This window comes from Allochromatium vinosum DSM 180, assembly GCF_000025485.1.
Classification (GTDB): domain Bacteria; phylum Pseudomonadota; class Gammaproteobacteria; order Chromatiales; family Chromatiaceae; genus Thermochromatium; species Thermochromatium vinosum.
Window position 1 is genome coordinate 2,707,474 of the sequence record NC_013851.1, and the last position, 16,227, is coordinate 2,723,700.

At 64.4% G+C, this 16,227-nt stretch carries 16 protein-coding genes and 1 tRNA gene; 7 read left to right on the forward strand and 10 right to left on the reverse strand.

Annotated features, from left to right (window positions below):
* Positions 1–108 precede the first annotated feature (108 nt).
* The 3 genes from hemA to prmC are packed head-to-tail and all read left to right on the forward strand — an operon-like array spanning position 109 to position 3,333.
* Positions 109–1,383 carry a glutamyl-tRNA reductase gene (gene hemA, locus ALVIN_RS11910; RefSeq protein ID WP_012971572.1) on the forward strand — a complete coding sequence of 425 codons (1,275 nt, stop codon included), beginning with the start codon at positions 109–111 and terminating at the stop codon, positions 1,381–1,383.
* On the forward strand, positions 1,380–2,459 hold the full coding sequence (prfA, locus tag ALVIN_RS11915) for a peptide chain release factor 1 (protein WP_012971573.1): 1,080 nt from the start codon (positions 1,380–1,382) through the stop codon (positions 2,457–2,459). Before hemA ends, prfA begins: the two co-directional genes overlap by 4 nt.
* Entirely contained in the window at positions 2,452–3,333 is an 882-nt protein-coding gene (gene prmC / locus ALVIN_RS11920) for a peptide chain release factor N(5)-glutamine methyltransferase (protein WP_012971574.1), read from the forward strand. Before prfA ends, prmC begins: the two co-directional genes overlap by 8 nt.
* 31 nt (positions 3,334–3,364) lie before the next feature.
* Here the strand turns inward: prmC and ALVIN_RS11925 are convergent, their stop codons facing one another.
* Positions 3,365–4,129 (reverse strand): lysophospholipid acyltransferase family protein, encoded by a 765-nt coding sequence (locus ALVIN_RS11925; RefSeq protein ID WP_223295213.1) that lies wholly within the window; start codon positions 4,127–4,129, stop codon positions 3,365–3,367.
* A gap of 76 nt (positions 4,130–4,205) precedes the next feature.
* Here ALVIN_RS11925 and ALVIN_RS11930 point away from each other — a divergent pair, with 76 nt between their 5' ends.
* Both ALVIN_RS11930 and ALVIN_RS18040 read left to right on the forward strand, forming a co-directional pair.
* Positions 4,206–4,616 (forward strand): hypothetical protein, encoded by a 411-nt coding sequence (locus ALVIN_RS11930; protein ID WP_012971576.1) that lies wholly within the window; start codon positions 4,206–4,208, stop codon positions 4,614–4,616.
* A 360-nt stretch (positions 4,617–4,976) separates the two neighbouring features.
* Positions 4,977–5,258, forward strand: a complete 282-nt coding sequence (locus ALVIN_RS18040) for a LytTR family DNA-binding domain-containing protein (protein ID WP_050750327.1) — start codon at positions 4,977–4,979, stop codon at positions 5,256–5,258.
* A 35-nt stretch (positions 5,259–5,293) separates the two neighbouring features.
* Here ALVIN_RS18040 and ALVIN_RS11940 read toward each other — a convergent pair whose 3' ends face one another.
* From ALVIN_RS11940 to ffh, 7 genes are read right to left on the reverse strand one after another with little or no spacing between them, the layout of a single operon-like run.
* Positions 5,294–6,190, reverse strand: coding sequence for a CPBP family intramembrane glutamic endopeptidase (locus ALVIN_RS11940; RefSeq protein ID WP_012971577.1), 897 nt, complete (start codon positions 6,188–6,190; stop codon positions 5,294–5,296).
* A 31-nt stretch (positions 6,191–6,221) separates the two neighbouring features.
* Entirely contained in the window at positions 6,222–7,673 is a 1,452-nt protein-coding gene (locus tag ALVIN_RS11945; RefSeq protein ID WP_012971578.1) for a TRAP transporter large permease, read from the reverse strand.
* Between the two features lies 1 nt (position 7,674).
* Positions 7,675–8,211, reverse strand: a complete 537-nt coding sequence (locus tag ALVIN_RS11950; protein ID WP_012971579.1) for a TRAP transporter small permease subunit — start codon at positions 8,209–8,211, stop codon at positions 7,675–7,677.
* 30 nt (positions 8,212–8,241) lie between these two features.
* Positions 8,242–9,156, reverse strand: coding sequence for a diguanylate cyclase domain-containing protein (locus ALVIN_RS11955; protein ID WP_012971580.1), 915 nt, complete (start codon positions 9,154–9,156; stop codon positions 8,242–8,244).
* The gene (locus ALVIN_RS11960) at positions 9,156–11,777 is read right to left on the reverse strand and encodes a PAS domain-containing hybrid sensor histidine kinase/response regulator (protein ID WP_012971581.1); all 2,622 of its coding nucleotides are present in this window, start codon (positions 11,775–11,777) and stop codon (positions 9,156–9,158) included. Before ALVIN_RS11960 ends, ALVIN_RS11955 begins: the two co-directional genes overlap by 1 nt.
* A gap of 34 nt (positions 11,778–11,811) precedes the next feature.
* Positions 11,812–12,681 (reverse strand): penicillin-insensitive murein endopeptidase, encoded by an 870-nt coding sequence (gene mepA, locus ALVIN_RS11965; RefSeq protein WP_012971582.1) that lies wholly within the window; start codon positions 12,679–12,681, stop codon positions 11,812–11,814.
* A gap of 17 nt (positions 12,682–12,698) precedes the next feature.
* Positions 12,699–14,093 carry a signal recognition particle protein gene (gene ffh, locus ALVIN_RS11970; RefSeq protein ID WP_012971583.1) on the reverse strand — a complete coding sequence of 465 codons (1,395 nt, stop codon included), beginning with the start codon at positions 14,091–14,093 and terminating at the stop codon, positions 12,699–12,701.
* A gap of 184 nt (positions 14,094–14,277) precedes the next feature.
* On the opposite strand from ffh, the gene ALVIN_RS11975 reads away from it, so the two are divergent.
* The gene (locus ALVIN_RS11975; RefSeq protein ID WP_012971584.1) at positions 14,278–15,090 is read left to right on the forward strand and encodes a cytochrome C assembly family protein; all 813 of its coding nucleotides are present in this window, start codon (positions 14,278–14,280) and stop codon (positions 15,088–15,090) included.
* Positions 15,091–15,114: 24 nt separating this feature from the next.
* A tRNA-Lys gene (locus tag ALVIN_RS11980) sits at positions 15,115–15,190 on the forward strand.
* A gap of 262 nt (positions 15,191–15,452) precedes the next feature.
* Here ALVIN_RS11980 and ALVIN_RS11985 read toward each other — a convergent pair.
* On the reverse strand, positions 15,453–15,680 hold the full coding sequence (locus ALVIN_RS11985) for a hypothetical protein (protein ID WP_012971585.1): 228 nt from the start codon (positions 15,678–15,680) through the stop codon (positions 15,453–15,455).
* Positions 15,681–15,908: 228 nt separating this feature from the next.
* Positions 15,909–16,226: a hypothetical protein gene (locus ALVIN_RS11990; protein WP_012971586.1), complete on the reverse strand. Its 318-nt coding sequence runs from the start codon at positions 16,224–16,226 to the stop codon at positions 15,909–15,911.
* Position 16,227: the final 1 nt, after the last annotated feature.

Here is a 16,227-nt window from a genome sequence, read left to right on the forward strand (position 1 = left end):
GTGACCGGCACGGACTGAAGCACCCCGCGCGGGCATCATTTCGACAAAAAAATTGGTAACATTGCGCCGCGTCTCATCTATCCCAACTCAGAGCGACACGAATTCAATATGAAGCTGCTTGTCCTCGGACTCAACCACAAGACTGCTCCGGTCGACATCCGTGAGCGACTGGCCTTTGGTCCGGACATCATCGCCGGTGCGTTGCGTGACTTGACCGGGTGCGATGGCGTCCTTGAGGGGGTCATCCTCTCGACCTGCAACCGCACCGAACTCTACTGCGCCGTCCAGGACGGCGCCGAAGAAACGCTGCGGCGCTGGCTGAGCGGATTCCACGGCATCGAGCACGAACGGGTCGATCCCTTCCTCTACGCCCATGCCGACCGCGATGCCGTCGTCCATCTGCTGCGCGTCTCCAGCGGACTGGATTCGCTGGTGCTCGGCGAGCCGCAGATCCTCGGCCAGGTCAAGACCGCCTACCAGACCGCCAGCGACTGTTCGGCCACCGGCAAGCTGCTGGGACGGCTGTTTCAGCATACCTTCTCGGTGGCCAAGACGGTGCGCACCGAGACGGCGATCGGCTCCAACCCGGTGTCGGTGGCCTTCGCCGCCGTCAACCTGGCACGCCAGATCTTCTCGGATCTCTCCAAGCAGACCGCGCTCCTGATCGGTGCCGGAGAGACCATCGAACTGGCCGCGCGCCACCTGCATCACAACGGCGTCGGGCGCATCATCGTCGCCAACCGCACCGTCGAACGCGCCCATGATCTGGCGACCCAGTTCGAAGGCTTCGCCATCTCGCTGACCGAGATCGCCAATCATCTGCCCGAGGCCGACATCGTCATCGCCTCCACCGCCAGCCCGCTGCCGGTGCTCGGCAAGGGCACCGTCGAACGCGCGCTCAAGAAGCGCAAGCATCGTCCCATCTTCATGGTCGACATCGCCGTGCCGCGCGACATCGAACCAGAGGTCGGGGAGCTGGCCGACGTCTATCTCTATACCGTCGACGATCTGCAAGGCGTCATCGACGAGAGCCTGCGTTCGCGTCAGGCCGCCGCCGTACAGGCCGAGGAGATCATCGATTTCCACTCGGGCGAGTTCATGGCCTGGCTGCGTTCGCTCGATGCCGCCGGTCTGATCCAGGACTACCGCCAGCGCTCCGAGGAACTGCGCGACGAGGTGCTCGCCCGCGCGCGCCGCCAGCTCGACGCCGGCAAGCCACCGGCCGAGGTGCTCAACTTCCTCGCCCATACGCTCACCAACAAACTGCTGCACGCGCCCAGTTCGCGCCTGCGTCAGGCCGCGCGTGATGGGGATGCGGTCATCCTGGACGCGGCCAACGAGCTGTTCCAGCTGGCTCCCGAGCGATCGCAGTCCAACGTATGACCCCATCGATTCGCGCCAAGCTGGAGCGCATCGCCGAGCGCTTCGGCGAGGTCATGGCGCTCCTGGCCGAGCCCGAGACCCAGTCCGACCAGGGGCGTTTTCGCGACCTCAGTCGCGAGTATGCCCAGCTCCAGCCGCTGATGGAGTGCTACGAACGCTATCGGGATGCCGAGCGCGATCTGGCCGCCGCCGAGGAGCTGCTGACCGATCCCGAGATGGCCGCACTCGCCCGCGACGAGATTGAGGCCGCGCGCGAACGTCTGGACGTACTCGAACCCGAGTTGCAGACGCTCCTCATCCCGCCCGACCCCAACGATCAATGCAACGCCTTCCTCGAAATCCGCGCCGGGACCGGCGGGGCCGAGGCGGCGCTGTTCGCCGGTGATCTGATGCGCATGTACATGCGTTACGCAGAACTGCTCGGCTGGCGCACCGAGCAGGTCTCGGCCAGCGAGGGCGAGCTGGGCGGCTACAAGGAGGTCGTGATCCGGGTCAGCGGCAGCGGCGTCTATTCGCGGCTGAAGTTCGAGCCGGGCGCGCATCGCGTCCAGCGCGTGCCCGAGACCGAATCCCAGGGCCGTATCCATACCTCGGCCTGTACCGTCGCCGTACTGCCCGAAGCCGAATCGATCGACGCCATCGAGATCAACTCCAACGATCTGCGAATCGACACCTATCGCTCATCCGGCGCCGGCGGTCAGCACGTCAACAAGACCGATTCGGCGATCCGCATCACGCATCTGCCCAGTGGCATCGTCGTCGAGTGCCAGGAAGAGCGCTCGCAGCACAAGAACCGAGCCAAGGCGATGTCGCTGCTGCACGCCAAGCTGCTTGCCGGTGCGCGCGAGACTCAGGCCAGCGAGCAGTCCGAGTCGCGCAAGCTCCAGGTCGGCAGCGGGGATCGTTCCGAGCGCATCCGCACCTACAACTTCCCGCAGAACCGGCTGACCGATCATCGCATCAACCTCACGCTCTACAAGCTCGACGAGGTCATGACCGGACAGCTCGATCAGGTCATCGAACCGCTGCTGGCCGAGTACCGCGCCGAGCAGTTGGCGGCGATGATGGATGCCTGAGACAGCGTCAATCGGTGCGCGGCACCATCGCACTGACGCCCTCCTCGCCCGCGCAACAGCCGCGCTGGCAGATCTGCCGGACGCAACGCCCAGGCTGGAGGCCGAGCTACTGCTCGCCGAGGCGACCGGCTGGACACGCACCTCGCTGCTCGCCTGGCCTGAGCGTGCACCGCCGGACGAAGCCGTCGCGACCTTCGAGGCGCTGCTCGCGCGCCGGCTGACCGGCGAACCGATCGCTTATATCCGTGGGCGGCAGGAGTTTTGGACGCTCGAACTCCGGGTCACACCGGATACCCTGATCCCCCGACCCGAGACCGAGCAGCTGGTCGAACTGGCGCTCGATCGGCTCGATGCCCAGCGTCCATTGCGGATCGCCGATCTCGGTACGGGCAGCGGGGCCATCGCGGCAGCGCTGGCGAGCGAACGGCCCGATTGGTCGCTGGTCGCCACCGACCGCTCGGCGGCGGCGCTGGCGGTCGCCCGCGACAATTTCCGCACCCTGGGTCTGGAGCGGATCGGCTGCCTGCGGATGGACTGGCTCGCGGCCCTGGCATCCGGCAGTCTGGACGCCATCCTCAGCAACCCACCCTATGTCGCCGGACAGGACCCGCATCTCGACCGGGGCGATCCGCGCTTCGAACCGCGCTCGGCGCTCACGCCCGGCGGCGATGGGCTGGATGCCATTCGCACCATCGCCGCCGAGACCGGACGCTGCCTGCGTCCAGGCGGGCTGCTCGCCGTCGAGCATGGATTCGATCAGGGGGACGCGGTACGCCGTATCTTCGCGTCCGCCGGGCTGCATCGGGTCGAGACGTGCCGGGATCTGGCCGGACTGGATCGCGTCACGCTCGGCCATCTGCCAGATCGCGGCTGATGCCATGTCGATGCGTTCCCCAAACGTCACCTCAGGATCGCGACCCGGTACGCGCTGACTCAGCCATGAGCGAGGTCGCGGTCTCGCGAATCCACTGCTCGACCCGCACCGTGAGTTCCTCGACTCCACCTGCACAGTCCATCGGCTCGCCGATCACCAGCCGTATGCGCCCCGGCTTGCGCAGCAACGAACGCGCCGGCCAGCAATCGCCGGCATTGTGGGCCATGGGCAGCACGCGCCGTCCGGCCTGACAGGCCAAACGCGCGCCACCGGCATTGAAACGTCCGACCTGCCCCGGTGGCTGGCGTGTCCCTTCCGGATAGATGACCACGCTCACCCCCTGGTCGAGCCGCTGCTTGCCCACGCGCAACAGCGTTTTGAGCGCATTGACCGGCTTGCCGCGATCGATGGCGATGGGTTCGAGCAGCGCCAGCGCCCAGCCGAAGAACGGCACCCACAGCAGTTCGCGCTTGAGCACCGTGGCCTGCGGCGAGATCAGCAGTTGCAGATAGAAGGTCTCCCACTCGCTCTGATGATTGGCCATGATGACCACGGGCTCATCGCGCGGCAGGTTCTCGCGCCCCTCGACTTCGATCTCGACGCCATTGAGGCGGCGCAGCAGCCACATGGTCGCGCGCGTCCAGTGATTGACGAAGCGATGGCGCTGTTCGCGCGTCTGGAACGGCGCCAGCGCCAGACTCACCAGACTGTGCACGATACCCATCAGATTGTAGAGGATGAAAAACAGCAGACTGCGCAGCCAGAGGGCCGGCGTAATATTGGTTTCTTTCATCATTCACCCAAAGGATATAGATCTTCCAAGCTTTTAAAGCGCTTGATTATTTCGGGTTCCGTATTAGCATAAGGATACTATGGACATTGACGACGACGAGCGCATCAAGCATCGCGAAATCGTGTTTCATCGGATTCACCCGAATCCGCATCAAGCGCGAACGGCGGCGCTTTTCCTGGCCGAGGTGGACGGCATCCTCCATGCCGAGCCGGCCTCACCCTTTCTGCTGCATATCCGCTACGACGTCCTCAAGACCACCTTGGTCGAGATCGAGGACGCCCTGAGCGAGCTGGGCCTGCATCTCGACACCAGTCTCTTCAATCGTCTGCGCCGCGCCCTGCATCACTACACCGAAGAGACACTGCGCGCCAACAGCGGTCTCGAACTCGACGAACTCAACTCCACCCAGAAGCTTTTCGCCAAGCGCTATGCGCTGATCGAGCACGGCTGCCGCGACGAGCGCCCCGAGCACTGGCGGCGTTATCTGTAGCCGTCGACCCGCTCACTCCTCCCTTTCAAGCCAGTCTCCGCCGCTCGCCGTCCCCGGACGCGAGGCGCGTTTCATTCGCCCCTCGAAATCGCGAAAATCGGCAGTATTTCACAGCTCGACGACTTCCGAAGGCTTAGACTCGAACGTACTGAATTGACGCCCCACATGGATTCAGAGGTCGGGACGATGAATAGGCTAGACGCTGCACATGCTGGATCGGGAGACGCATCATGCTGTTCGGCCTCTGTGGGCGAGCCGGACAACTCGCGGGGGGGGCGACCCGAATACGCTTGCGGAGTACATGAGCGCGATCTGGAGATTCGAGCCTACTATCGCGGCCGGCATCAACGGATCTCACTCATGGATGTCGTCTATCTGCGCGCGGATCAGAAATACGTGAGCGTCTGCCATCCGGACGGCCTCCTGCTCATCGACGGCTCATTGCGGACCTTCGAGCGTGACTTCCCGGATCTGCTGCTGCGCATCCACCGCAACACCCTGGTCGCGCGTTCGCGTCTGCTTGGACTCGAACGGCGACCCGATGGCTCGACGTGCGCTGTCATGCTCGACTGCAGCGACACACCCGTCGTCAGCCGGCGTCACCTCGCCGAGGTTCGCCGCTGGCTGCGCGCGACACAGTGATCGAACGACGCCGAGCGAGCCTGCAACGTCCGATGTCAGGTGCGCGGCTGATCCGCTCGCGCGCGCCAGGCGCGGAGTCCGGTCGATCCCGCCCAGTAGAGTGCCGTCAGCAACCCGATCCAGAGCGCGGCGAGCCACCCGATGGTGCCGTCATAGTCGCCGACCAGGAACGACAGCGGCGAGTCGTCGTTGCCATCGGTCAGCCGGCGGTTGACCTGGATCACCAGCACCCAGCCGGCGTGTAATCCGATACACCAGCCGATGTGTCCGGTCCGTTCGCGCACCAGAGCCAGCAACAGACCGACCGCGAACAGCGCCGCCAGTGAGTCCAGATGTTGCCACTGGAAAAGATCGATGAAGACATGGGCGAACATCCAGAGCGCCCCGGTCGTGTCGAATACCATCGACTCGGGCAAGGCACCGGGCTTCATGAAATGCAGCACGGCATAGAGCGCGGCGCTCCAGACCATGGCCGAACGCACACCGTCGCGCCGACGGATCGCCGAATAGAGCGCGCCGCGAAAGAAGGTCTCCTCCAGCAGCCCGATCAGTAGCCCGCCGATCAGCGCCTGCACGACGCGCGCGGCGATCCGCATCCAGGATTCCGGATTCGGGTCCGGGAGGCGGATCTCCAATTCGAGCAGGGCGATCGCCAGTGCCAGCAGGATCAGCACACCCAACCCCCAGCCATCGACGATCGAGCGTCTGACGACCGGCCAGCCGGGACCGAATCCAAGCGCCTCGCGGTTGGTCAACCCCTGCCAGCGCAACAGGGGCCAGAGCCCGAGCAGGATCAGCACCTGCGCCAAACGGCCCATGACTCTGTGCGGTTCGATCTCGATCCAGCCGGTGGTCATCAGCGGCGGCGTGAGCAAGGTCGCCAGAATCAGGCAGGTGAGCAAATAGAGGAAGAACAAGGCTGTGGAACGCATGGATTCGCTCTAAAACGCGTTGAACACTGACTCAAGGTTCTGAGCCGACAGGCGGCGGCCCGAACAGTCCCTCGAAATCTCCGCTGTCGAGCAGACTGGAACCACCGCTCTCGGGCAGTACGATCTCGCCTGGATCGCTCAGCGTCGTGGCGCCGTCCAGACCCCAGTTCACCAGCTCGGGGAAGGCGATGATGAGGAACACCATGAACAACTGGATGCCCAGGAAGGGCACCGCACCCCAATAGAGATCGGTCGTGCGCACACTCGGTGGGGCGACCGAGCGCAGATAGAAGAGCGCGAAGCCGAACGGCGGATGCATGAAACTGGTCTGCATGTTGACCCCGATCAGCACCCCGAACCACACCAGATCGATCCCGAGCTTTGCGGCCACGGGCGCCAGCAGCGGCAGGATGATGAAGGAGATCTCAAAGAAGTCGAGAAAGAAGGCCAGCAGGAACACCAGCAGGTTGACGAAGATCAGAAAACCGAGCACGCCGCCCGGCAGGGATGTCAGCAGATGCTCGACCCAGAGATCCCCGTCGACGGCGCGGAAGGTGAGACTGAAGACGCTCGCGCCGATCAGGATGAAGATGACGAAGCTGGTGATGCGCGCGGTCGAGGCCATGGACTCGGTGAGCATGTCTCGCTTGAGCCGTCCCTTGAGACCGGCCAGGATCAGGGCGCCGACCGCACCCATGGCTCCGCCCTCGGTCGGGGTCGCCCAGCCGATGAAGATCGTCCCGAGCACCAGGAAGATCAGTGCCAGCGGCGGGATGAGCGCCAGCACCACGCGCTTGGCCAGGGCACGACCGTGCAGGGTGCGCGCCTCGGGCGGCAAAGCCGGCGCACGCTCGGGCCAGATCTTGGTGTTGGCGAAGACATAGAGCGCATAGAGTCCGGTCAGGATCAGGCCCGGCAGGAGCGCGCCCTTGTACATGTCGCCCACCGAGCGCCCAAGCACATCGGCCATCACGATCAGGACCAGCGAGGGCGGGATGATCTGCGCCAAGGTTCCACTGGCGGCGATGACGCCGGTGGCCAGTCGCGGGTGATAGCCGTAGCGCAGCATGATCGGCAGCGAGATCAGGCCCATGGCAATCACGGTCGCGGCGACGACGCCCGTGGTCGCCGCCAGCAGCGCGCCGACGAAGACCACGGCATAGGCCAGCCCGCCGCGCACCCCGCCGAAGATCTGACCCACGGTGTCGAGCAGCTCCTCGGCCAGCCCGCTGCGTTCCAGGATCAGCCCCATGAAGGTGAAGAAGGGCACCGCGAGCAGGATCTCGTTGCGCATGATGCCGAACACCCGGTCCGGCAGCGCTTGCAGCAGCGCCGGGGTGAGCATCCCGAATTCGATCCCGATCCAGCCGAACAGCATGCCGACGGCGGCGAGCGAGAAGGCGACCGGATAGCCGATCAGCAGAAACAGCACCAGTGCACTGAACATCACCGGCGCCATGTTGGCGGCGAGCCAGGCTGTCATCTCAGTATCCTCCGGTCGTCGGTGCCGGCAGCGGGCGGTGGCCGGTCAGGGCGGCGAGACCCTTGATGATCTCGGACACCCCTTGCAGGGCCAGCAGCGCGAAACCGATCGGAATGGCCAGCTTCATCGGCCACCAGATCAGCCCGCCCGGATTGACCGAGGACTCGTTCTGCTCGAAAGCGATGAGGAAATAGTCCCAGGCGTCGACCACGATCAGCAGCGAGACCGGCAGCAGGAACAGCAGCCCACCCAGAATCTCGACCAGCACCTGACCGCGCGGTGGCAGCCGGTTGTAGAGGACGTCGACACGGACATGCCCACGCTCCTGGAGCGTCAGGGGCGCGTAGAGCAGAAAGATCAGCCCGAACATGAACCACTGCCCCTCGATCATGGCGTTCGAGCCCCAGTCGAGCAGGTAGCGCAGGGTGGCTGTCAGGGCGCTGAGCAGCACGCTCAGCAGTACCAGCCACAGGGTGAGCTGACCGACACGGCGATTGAGCCGGTCGATGAACCCTGAGAAACCAAGTAGGAACTCCATGATTCGGTACGACTCCGGTGTTGGGGACGATCAGACACAGACACGGTTGCGCCCTTCGGACTTGGCCCGATAGAGCGCCTCATCGGCGCGCGCCAGCAGCAGGCCCGAACCATCGCTCGGTGGCTGGGTGGCCGCCACGCCGATGCTGAGCGTCACATGGTCGGCGGCGGCCGAATAGGCATGCGGGATGTGCAGGGCACTGACGCCGACGCGGCAGGATTCGGCCAGGGCCAGAGCGCCGGCCGCGTCGGTGTCGGGCAGCAGCAGCACGAACTCCTCGCCGCCGTAGCGCGCCACCAGATCGGCCGGACGTTGCAGCCGTGCGCGCAGGGCATCGGCGACCCGTCGCAGACACTCGTCGCCACGGCCATGCCCATAGTGATCGTTGTAGGATTTGAAATAGTCGACGTCGAGCATGGCCAAAGCCAGTGGCGCTCCCTCGCGGGCGGCACGCGCCCACTCCTGCTTCAGCGCCTCGTCGAAACGGCGACGATTGGGGATGTGGGTCAGGCCATCGAGCGAGGCGAGACTGTCGAGCAGGTCGGTCTTGCGCTTGAGATTGACATGGGTGCGCACGCGCGCGCGCACGATCGGCAGATGGAAGGGCTTGGTGATGTAGTCGACCGCGCCCAGCTCCAGACCGCGCGCCTCCTCCTCGGCCTCGTCCTTGGCGGTGACGAAGATGATCGGGATGGTACTGGTGCGCGGATCGTCCTTCAGGCGCCGGCAGACCTCGTAGCCGTCCATCTCGGGCATCATGACGTCGAGCAGGATCAGATCCGGCGGCGGATCGCCGGCGGCGACCTCGAGCGCCTTGAGACCGCTGGTGGCGACCCGAACGCGATAGTCGGACTTGAGCGTATCGGCCAGGACACGGATGTTGGCCGGCAGGTCGTCGACGATCAGGATCGATGGCAACAGGTCTTCGGGGTCGGGACTGGACATCAGGATTCCGGCTCGCTCAACAGGCGTGACAGACAGTCGATCTCGACCAGGGCCGTATCATAGTCGAAAGAGTCGATCGCCACCCCGAGCCGAGACAGCGGATCGGCGACATAGGGCGTGTCACGGAGTGACTCACCGAGTCCATCGAGCCATGTCGAATCGACCAGATCATTGCTCTCGATCAGCCGTCGCAGACGTTCGAGTCGCTCCAGGATCGGCTGAAGCGATTCAGGCGACAGTCGGCGCGCCACGCCGGGAGCGCTCGTCTCGGCGTGCGCGGGCACCACCCAGCGCCGCAGAACCTCGATCAGCGACTCGAAGACGATCGGTTTGCTCAGATGATCGTTCATCCCGGCCGCCAGACAGCGTTCGCGATCCTCGGACAGGGCGGCGGCCGTCAAGGCGATGATGGGCAATCGCGGATACCGGGCGCGGATCGCGCGCGCAGCGCTCAGACCATCCATGACCGGCATCTGCACGTCCATCAGTACGCCATCGAAATCCAGACGCCCCACACGCTCGATCGCTTGCCGGCCATCGCCGGCGATCGTCACCAGACAGCCGATCCGCTCCAGCAGATCACGCGCCACCTGCTGATTGGTGGAATTGTCCTCGACCAGTAACAGGCGCGCGCCACGCAAGGGGGCGGCCTCGGCCACGAGATCGCGTGCCGGAGGCGCCGTGGGCAGCGTGTAATCGCCCATGAGATCGACGATGGCATCGAAGAGCGCGGAGGGCGTGACGGGCTTGGCGAGCAGACTTATCCCAGCATTCGCCCCGGATTCGGCGAGCAGCCGCTCGCGCTCAGTGACCGTCACCATCCAGATGGCCGGACAGGGCGGATCACCGAAGGTCGGAGACGGCGGCTCGACAGCGCGTTCGGGAGGCCGGTCGAGCACCACCCAGTCGAAGGATTCGCGCTGTCCTCCAGCCGTCGCCGACAGGATCGCACGCGCTTGGGCCAGAGAACGTGCCTCAGCGATCTCCATCCCCCAGGCTTCCAGGATCGCGCGCGGTGCGCGGCGCGCGAGACAGTCATCGGCAGCGATGAGCACGCGGCGGCGCCCCAGTACGCGGGGCGGTGAACCGATGCGCCTCGGCTGGGATTCGGCGATCTGAAAATCGGCCTTGAATCGAAAGACGCTCCCGATCCCAAGCCGACTCCTGACACGGATGTCGCCCCCCATGAGCTGTGCCAACTGACGCGAGATAGACAGTCCAAGTCCCGTGCCGCCATAGCGGCGCGTAATGGAACAATCGGCCTGGGTGAAGGATTGAAAGAGATGCTCGATACTGGCCTGATCCATGCCGATTCCAGTGTCGCGCACACTGAAGGCCAACTGGATCTGTCCCTGGTCCTCACGCAGCGCACGAATCCGTAACTCGACGAACCCGCGCTCGGTGAACTTCACGGCATTGCCGACCAGATTGTTCAGCACCTGTCCCAGGCGCATGGGGTCGCCGCGCAGAACCTGCGGGGTGCGCGGATCGAGATGATAGTAGAGCGCCAGCCCCTTGGACTCGGCCGCCAGCGAGAAGAGCGCCGTGAGCTGATCGAGTACCGCCTCGATCCTGAAATCGACCGTGTCGAGCTGGATCTGACCGGCCTCGATCTTGGAATAGTCGAGCACGTCATTGAGGATGCGCAGCAGGGCGTCGGAGCCCTGGCGGATCTTGTTCATGTAGTCGCGCTGGCGCGAGTCGAGCCCGGAGTCGAGCAGCAGTTGGCCCAGGCCGATGATGGCGTTGAGCGGGGTTCGGATCTCGTGGCTCATGTTGGCCAGGAACTCGCTTTTGGCTCGATTGGCGACCTCGGCGGTCTCCATGGCCTGACGCATGGCTTCCTCACTGGCCTTGCGCTCGGTCAGATCGAGGACGTGAGCCACCATGCGGGAGAGCCTGCCCCACTCGTCCCGGACGGCCGAGACGCTCAGCATCACCGGAATGGGCTGCCCCTGACGATGCAGATAGCGCTTTTCGAACTGTATCCGGTCGGTGGCGCCCGAGACGAGCTGCTCCAGATAGACCAGATCGGCGGCCAGATCCTCGGGATGCGAGATCGACTGGAAGTCACGAACCAGCAGCTCGGATTCGTCATAGCCGAGGATGCGGCAGAGTGCCTGATTGACTTGCAGCCAGTGTCCATCGGGCGCGATCAGCGCCATCCCGTGCGGGGCGATCTCGAAGGCCGCCCGAAATTTGGCCTCGCTACGTCTCAGGCGTTCCTCGGCCAGACGCGATTCGGTGATGTCGCGGTAGATGGCGTAGAACATGCGCCGTCCATCGACGGGCAGCACCTGCACCAGCACATTCACATGACGAAAGCTTCCGTCCCGGCAGCGATGACGGGTCTCGAAGTCATCGTATCCCTGCGTCAACAACGCCTGGACGTGACGCTGAACATCTTCCGGATCCTCGTTCGCTTCATAGTCGGCGATGCGCAGCCGCGCGAACTCCTCGGCGCTGTAGCCGAGCTGTTCGTGCGCCGCGCGATTGAACTCCAGGGGCAGCATGCTCTCGGGATCGATGATGACGATCCCGAGAGGGGCTAACTCGAAGAGCGTGCGCAGGCGTGCCTCCGAACTGGGTGTGTCACTGTTGCCACCAGAGTAGTCTTTCACGGAGGACTGGCCTGAAAAGTCCCAGGTGTGTGATCTAGGAATCCGTCAGCACGGCCCGACAGGCAAAGGGCATTTCGGGTTCGGCGGCGCGCGTGGTCTTACCCTTGCTCCGTGCCCGACCGCTCAACACCTCGTCACTCAGCCACCAGGCCAGATCCTCGCCGCAGCCATCGCCGGGCGGCACGGGCGACTGGTCCTCGCAGCTCGGGCTGTCGGCGGGACAGGCCAGACGCACGTGGAAGTGGGCGTCGTGTCCCCACCAGGGCCGGACCTTGCGCAACCAGGCGCGATCACCGCGCGCGCTCTGGCAGAGTTCCTGTTTGATCGCCGCGTTGACGAAGATACGATCGACGCGCGGATGTCGTGCCGCCGACTCGATCAGAGCGAATTGACTCGCCCCCCAATGCCGGCTGACCGTGCGTCCGCCCGGTGCGACCATGCTCGCCGGATCGGCACGATCGTCCATCAACTGCCGCGCCGCTGTCGGCGAGTTGGCCAGCGTGAACCAGACATCCACGTCCAGTCCGTTCTGATGACTGCGATGCGAGGACGACATGCGCCCACCGCGCGGCTGGCTGAGATCGCCGATCATGACGAACTGGCTACCGCGCTGCTGCTGGCCGCGCCCCAGGTCGTGGACGAACCGGATCAGATCCGGATGGCCGTAATAGCGGTTGCGATAGCGGCGGATGCTGACATAACCGGGTCCGGTCTCGGGCAGGGCGTCGGCCCCGCCGATACAGCCATTGGCCGCGCCGCCGAAGACTTCGGTCAGGCCGGACGACGGGCGTTGAACATCGCCCCAGGGTGTGGCCAGAACAGTGAGGGTCGGCAGACACAGACTCAAGGCCAGCACGACACGGCGCCCCAACGAGCGAGCGAGCCTGGTACGCGCAATAGACATCTCAGCGCTCTCCCCCATCACATCGGAAAGCCGCCGCCCGGAGGGAATCCGCCCGGCGGCAGCATCCCCGGCGGCAGTCGCCCTTGGAGCGAGCGCATCATCTTGGCCATGCCGCCGCCCTTCATCTTCTTCATCATCTTCTGCATCTGCATGAACTGCTTGAGCAGTTGATTGACGTCCTGCACCTGGGTGCCCGAGCCGGCCGCGATACGACGCTTGCGCGATCCCTTGATGACGGCCGGAAACTGGCGCTCGTGTGGCGTCATCGAATTGATGATGGCCACCAGCTTGCCCATTTCCTTGTCGCTGGCCTTGTTCTTGACGTGATCCGGGATCTGGTTCATGCCGGGGAGCTTCTCCATCAGGCTCATCATGCCCCCCATCTTGTTCATCTGCTCCAGTTGCTCCTTGAAGTCGGCCAGATCGAAGTCCTTGCCCTTCTTGAGCTTCTTGACCAGCTTCTCGGCCTGATCCTTGTCGACCTTGGCCTGGACCTCCTCGACCAGCGACACCACGTCGCCCATGCCGAGGATACGCGAGGCCACGCGGTCGGGATGGAAGGGTTCGAGCGCCGTGGTGCGCTCGCCGGTGCCGAGGAACTTGATCGGCTTGCCGGTGATCTGGCGGATCGAGAGCGCCGCACCGCCGCGCGCGTCACCATCGGTCTTGGTGAGGATGACGCCGGTCAGGGGCAGGGCTTCGTCGAACGCCTTGGCGGTGTTGGCCGCGTCCTGGCCGGTCATGGAGTCGACCACGAACAGGGTCTCGACCGGCTTGATCGCTTTATGGATGAGCTTGATCTCATCCATCATCTCGGCGTCGACGTGCAGCCGACCGGCGGTGTCGACGATCAGCACGTCCTTGAAGCGCTTGCGGGCGCTTTCGAGCGCGCGCTGGGCGATGTGGACCGGATCCTCGTCGCCCTGGCTGGGACAGAACTCGGCCCCGACCTCGCCGGCGACGGTGCGCAGCTGTTCGATGGCCGCCGGACGATAGACGTCGCAACTGACCACCATCACGGATTTCTTCTGCTTCTCCTGCAACCAGCGTGCGAGCTTGGCGACACTGGTGGTCTTGCCCGAGCCTTGCAGACCGGCCATGAGGATGACCGCCGGCGGCTGGGCGGCCAGATCCAGGCGCTCGTTGGCCGCACCCATGATCTTGACCAGCTCGTCGTTGACGATCTTGATCAGCACCTGGCCGGGTGTAAGGCTCTTGGTGACGGCCTCGCCGAGCGCCTGCTCGCGGATGTCCTCGATGAACTGGCGCACCACCGGCAGCGCGACATCGGCCTCCAGGAGGGCCATGCGCACTTCGCGCAGGGTGTCCTTGATGTTGTCCTCGGTCAGACGGCCCTGACCGCGCAGATTGGTCAGGACCGTTTCGAAGCGATCCTGGAGATTTTCGAACATGATCGAACCTCGATCCGGGCGTCCCGCGCGAGACACCCTGGGCTAGCGTGAGTGTGGATGGTCGACGGCGAATGTTGCCATCGGTTTACGACAGGACTTTGTGAGTATAATGCAGGGCCATCATCGCCCGATACGACTAGGGACGACTTCCAGCCACCGTCATTCGAGCTTCAAGAACTCACCCATGATCCATATCCTCCTTGCCTACGTCGCCACGCTCTGCTACCTGGCCTCGGCCGCCTTCATCGGCATCCGTCTGTTCCGCAAGGAGGGATGGATTCCGCCCCGCGCGCTCGCGATCGCCGTCGGTTTCGGCGGTCTGGTGCTGCATAGCTGGATACTCTGGCACAGCATCTTCAGCAGTGCCGGCATCAATCTTGGCTTCTATCACGCCCTGGCGCTCACCTCCTGGACCATCGTCGCGCTACTGCTGGTCTCCAGCCTGAACAAGCCTGTCGACAACCTGGGGCTGATCCTGCTGCCGGCGGCGGCGCTGAGTCTGCTGCTGGAGGCGCACATGGCCGATGTCGGCTTCATGCGCGAATCGGCCAGCATGGCGCTCAAGGTCCATGTGCTGCTTTCAATGCTGGCCTATAGTCTGCTGACGCTTGCGGCGGTGCAGGCGATATTGCTGGCGGTACAGGATCATCACCTGCGCAATCGGCATCCGACCGGCTTCGTGCGCACCCTGCCCCCGCTCCAGACCATGGAGAGCCTGCTGTTCGAGATGATCACGGCCGGCTTCGTGCTGCTGACGCTGGCGCTGTTGAGCGGCTTTGCGTTCCTGGAGAATATGTTTGCACAGCATCTGGTGCACAAGACGGTGCTATCGGTGCTGGCCTGGCTGGTGTTCGGCGGCTTGCTGATCGGGCGTTTCCGCAAGGGGTGGCGCGGGCGCACGGCCATCGTCTGGACGCTCGGCGGTTTTGCGATCCTGATCCTGGCCTACTTCGGCAGCAAGGCCGTGCTGCAATTTGCCTTGCAGAATGCGGGCTGAGGGCATTATAATGCCCGGCTTTAAGCGCCCTTAGCTCAGTTGGTAGAGCATCTGACTTTTAATCAGGTGGTCGCTGGTTCGAGTCCAGCAGGGCGCACCATAAAAACAACGGCTTAGACGATCTCCCGTCTAGGCCGTTTTTCTTGTGCCCCAGTTTTGCCCCAGTTCAGCGACCAACTCGGGGTTTTCGGGGGATCAAATTGATACCCCCAAAACCGCCGACCCTAGCCGGAACCTCAGCATGACTGTGGCCAGGGTGCCAGCATGGTCTATGCTTGGATCGCCCCCAGCGGAGCGGGTTGAAGTCAGGCCGATCCATCAGGCTCGGCAGATGCGGCAACCCACATGAGCCGCTGGGGGTGCTACCTCTCCTTTTCAGGCTTTCGCGGCCTGCTGAAGTAGAACTCCATGCAACGCACGACCTCGCCGTCCCGAACCTCGTAGACGGCGGACGAGCTGAATTCGCGTCCGAGATCATCAGACTGGTTTCCCAAGCGCCTATTGACTCGCTTCGACCGCTTCCAGCGACGATACAGCAAGAGGCCAAGAATCAGGGCGGCGACAGCGGCGGCATAGACGGCGTATTCCATGAATAGTGTCCTCTATCTGGTGGGGGCGCGCACGAGTGCGAGCGCGCGAATCGATCTCAGGTTTTCTCAGGTTCGCGTGCAGTGTTTTGCAGTACCGGCAGTCCGTCGCCGGACCTGTAGTTTTCTGTAGTAGCGCCAGCCCCACGCGCGCGGGCGTTCCCGTTTTGAGCGGTGCACGTCCGCGTGCACTGACCCTAGCCCCACGCGCGCACGACCCTTGCCAAAACCTTACCATCGCCGCGCCAGCCACTCAGCCGCCAGGGCATTGGGCCTGGACCTGCGGCAGCCGGGCGGATCAGGTGGTATCTGCTTGCCGGTCCAGCGGTAGAGCGTGGCCCGATAGGGGCGCTGGCAACAGTCGAGCCGACGCACCCCGCCGACAGCGTGCAGGATGCGCGCATGGACCAGCCAGCCCAGCGCGCCCCGGACCTGTGGCTCGGTCACACCCAGCGCCTCGGCCAGCTCGCGGGTGCTGAAGTCCGAGTGACCGAAGCGATCGGCGATGACTTCGAGCACACGCTCGCGGCTCAGGTGTTCGGTGGTCACG

Excerpts from the sequence above, each read along its gene's own strand:
- prmC (WP_012971574.1), top strand. The coding sequence starts at position 2,452 with ATGCCTGAGACAGCGTCAATCGGTGCGCGGCACCATCGCACTGACGCC.
- ALVIN_RS11930 (WP_012971576.1), top strand. The coding sequence starts at position 4,206 with ATGGACATTGACGACGACGAGCGCATCAAGCATCGCGAAATCGTGTTT.
- ALVIN_RS11940 (WP_012971577.1), bottom strand. The coding sequence starts at position 6,190 with ATGCGTTCCACAGCCTTGTTCTTCCTCTATTTGCTCACCTGCCTGATT.
- ALVIN_RS11945 (WP_012971578.1), bottom strand. The coding sequence starts at position 7,673 with ATGACAGCCTGGCTCGCCGCCAACATGGCGCCGGTGATGTTCAGTGCA.
- hemA (WP_012971572.1), top strand. The coding sequence starts at position 109 with ATGAAGCTGCTTGTCCTCGGACTCAACCACAAGACTGCTCCGGTCGAC.
- ALVIN_RS11955 (WP_012971580.1), bottom strand. The coding sequence starts at position 9,156 with ATGTCCAGTCCCGACCCCGAAGACCTGTTGCCATCGATCCTGATCGTC.
- ffh (WP_012971583.1), bottom strand. The coding sequence starts at position 14,093 with ATGTTCGAAAATCTCCAGGATCGCTTCGAAACGGTCCTGACCAATCTG.
- ALVIN_RS11985 (WP_012971585.1), bottom strand. The coding sequence starts at position 15,680 with ATGGAATACGCCGTCTATGCCGCCGCTGTCGCCGCCCTGATTCTTGGC.
- prfA (WP_012971573.1), top strand. The coding sequence starts at position 1,380 with ATGACCCCATCGATTCGCGCCAAGCTGGAGCGCATCGCCGAGCGCTTC.
- ALVIN_RS11925 (WP_223295213.1), bottom strand. The coding sequence starts at position 4,129 with ATGATGAAAGAAACCAATATTACGCCGGCCCTCTGGCTGCGCAGTCTG.
- mepA (WP_012971582.1), bottom strand. The coding sequence starts at position 12,681 with ATGTCTATTGCGCGTACCAGGCTCGCTCGCTCGTTGGGGCGCCGTGTC.
- ALVIN_RS18040 (WP_050750327.1), top strand. The coding sequence starts at position 4,977 with ATGGATGTCGTCTATCTGCGCGCGGATCAGAAATACGTGAGCGTCTGC.
- ALVIN_RS11975 (WP_012971584.1), top strand. The coding sequence starts at position 14,278 with ATGATCCATATCCTCCTTGCCTACGTCGCCACGCTCTGCTACCTGGCC.
- ALVIN_RS11950 (WP_012971579.1), bottom strand. The coding sequence starts at position 8,211 with ATGGAGTTCCTACTTGGTTTCTCAGGGTTCATCGACCGGCTCAATCGC.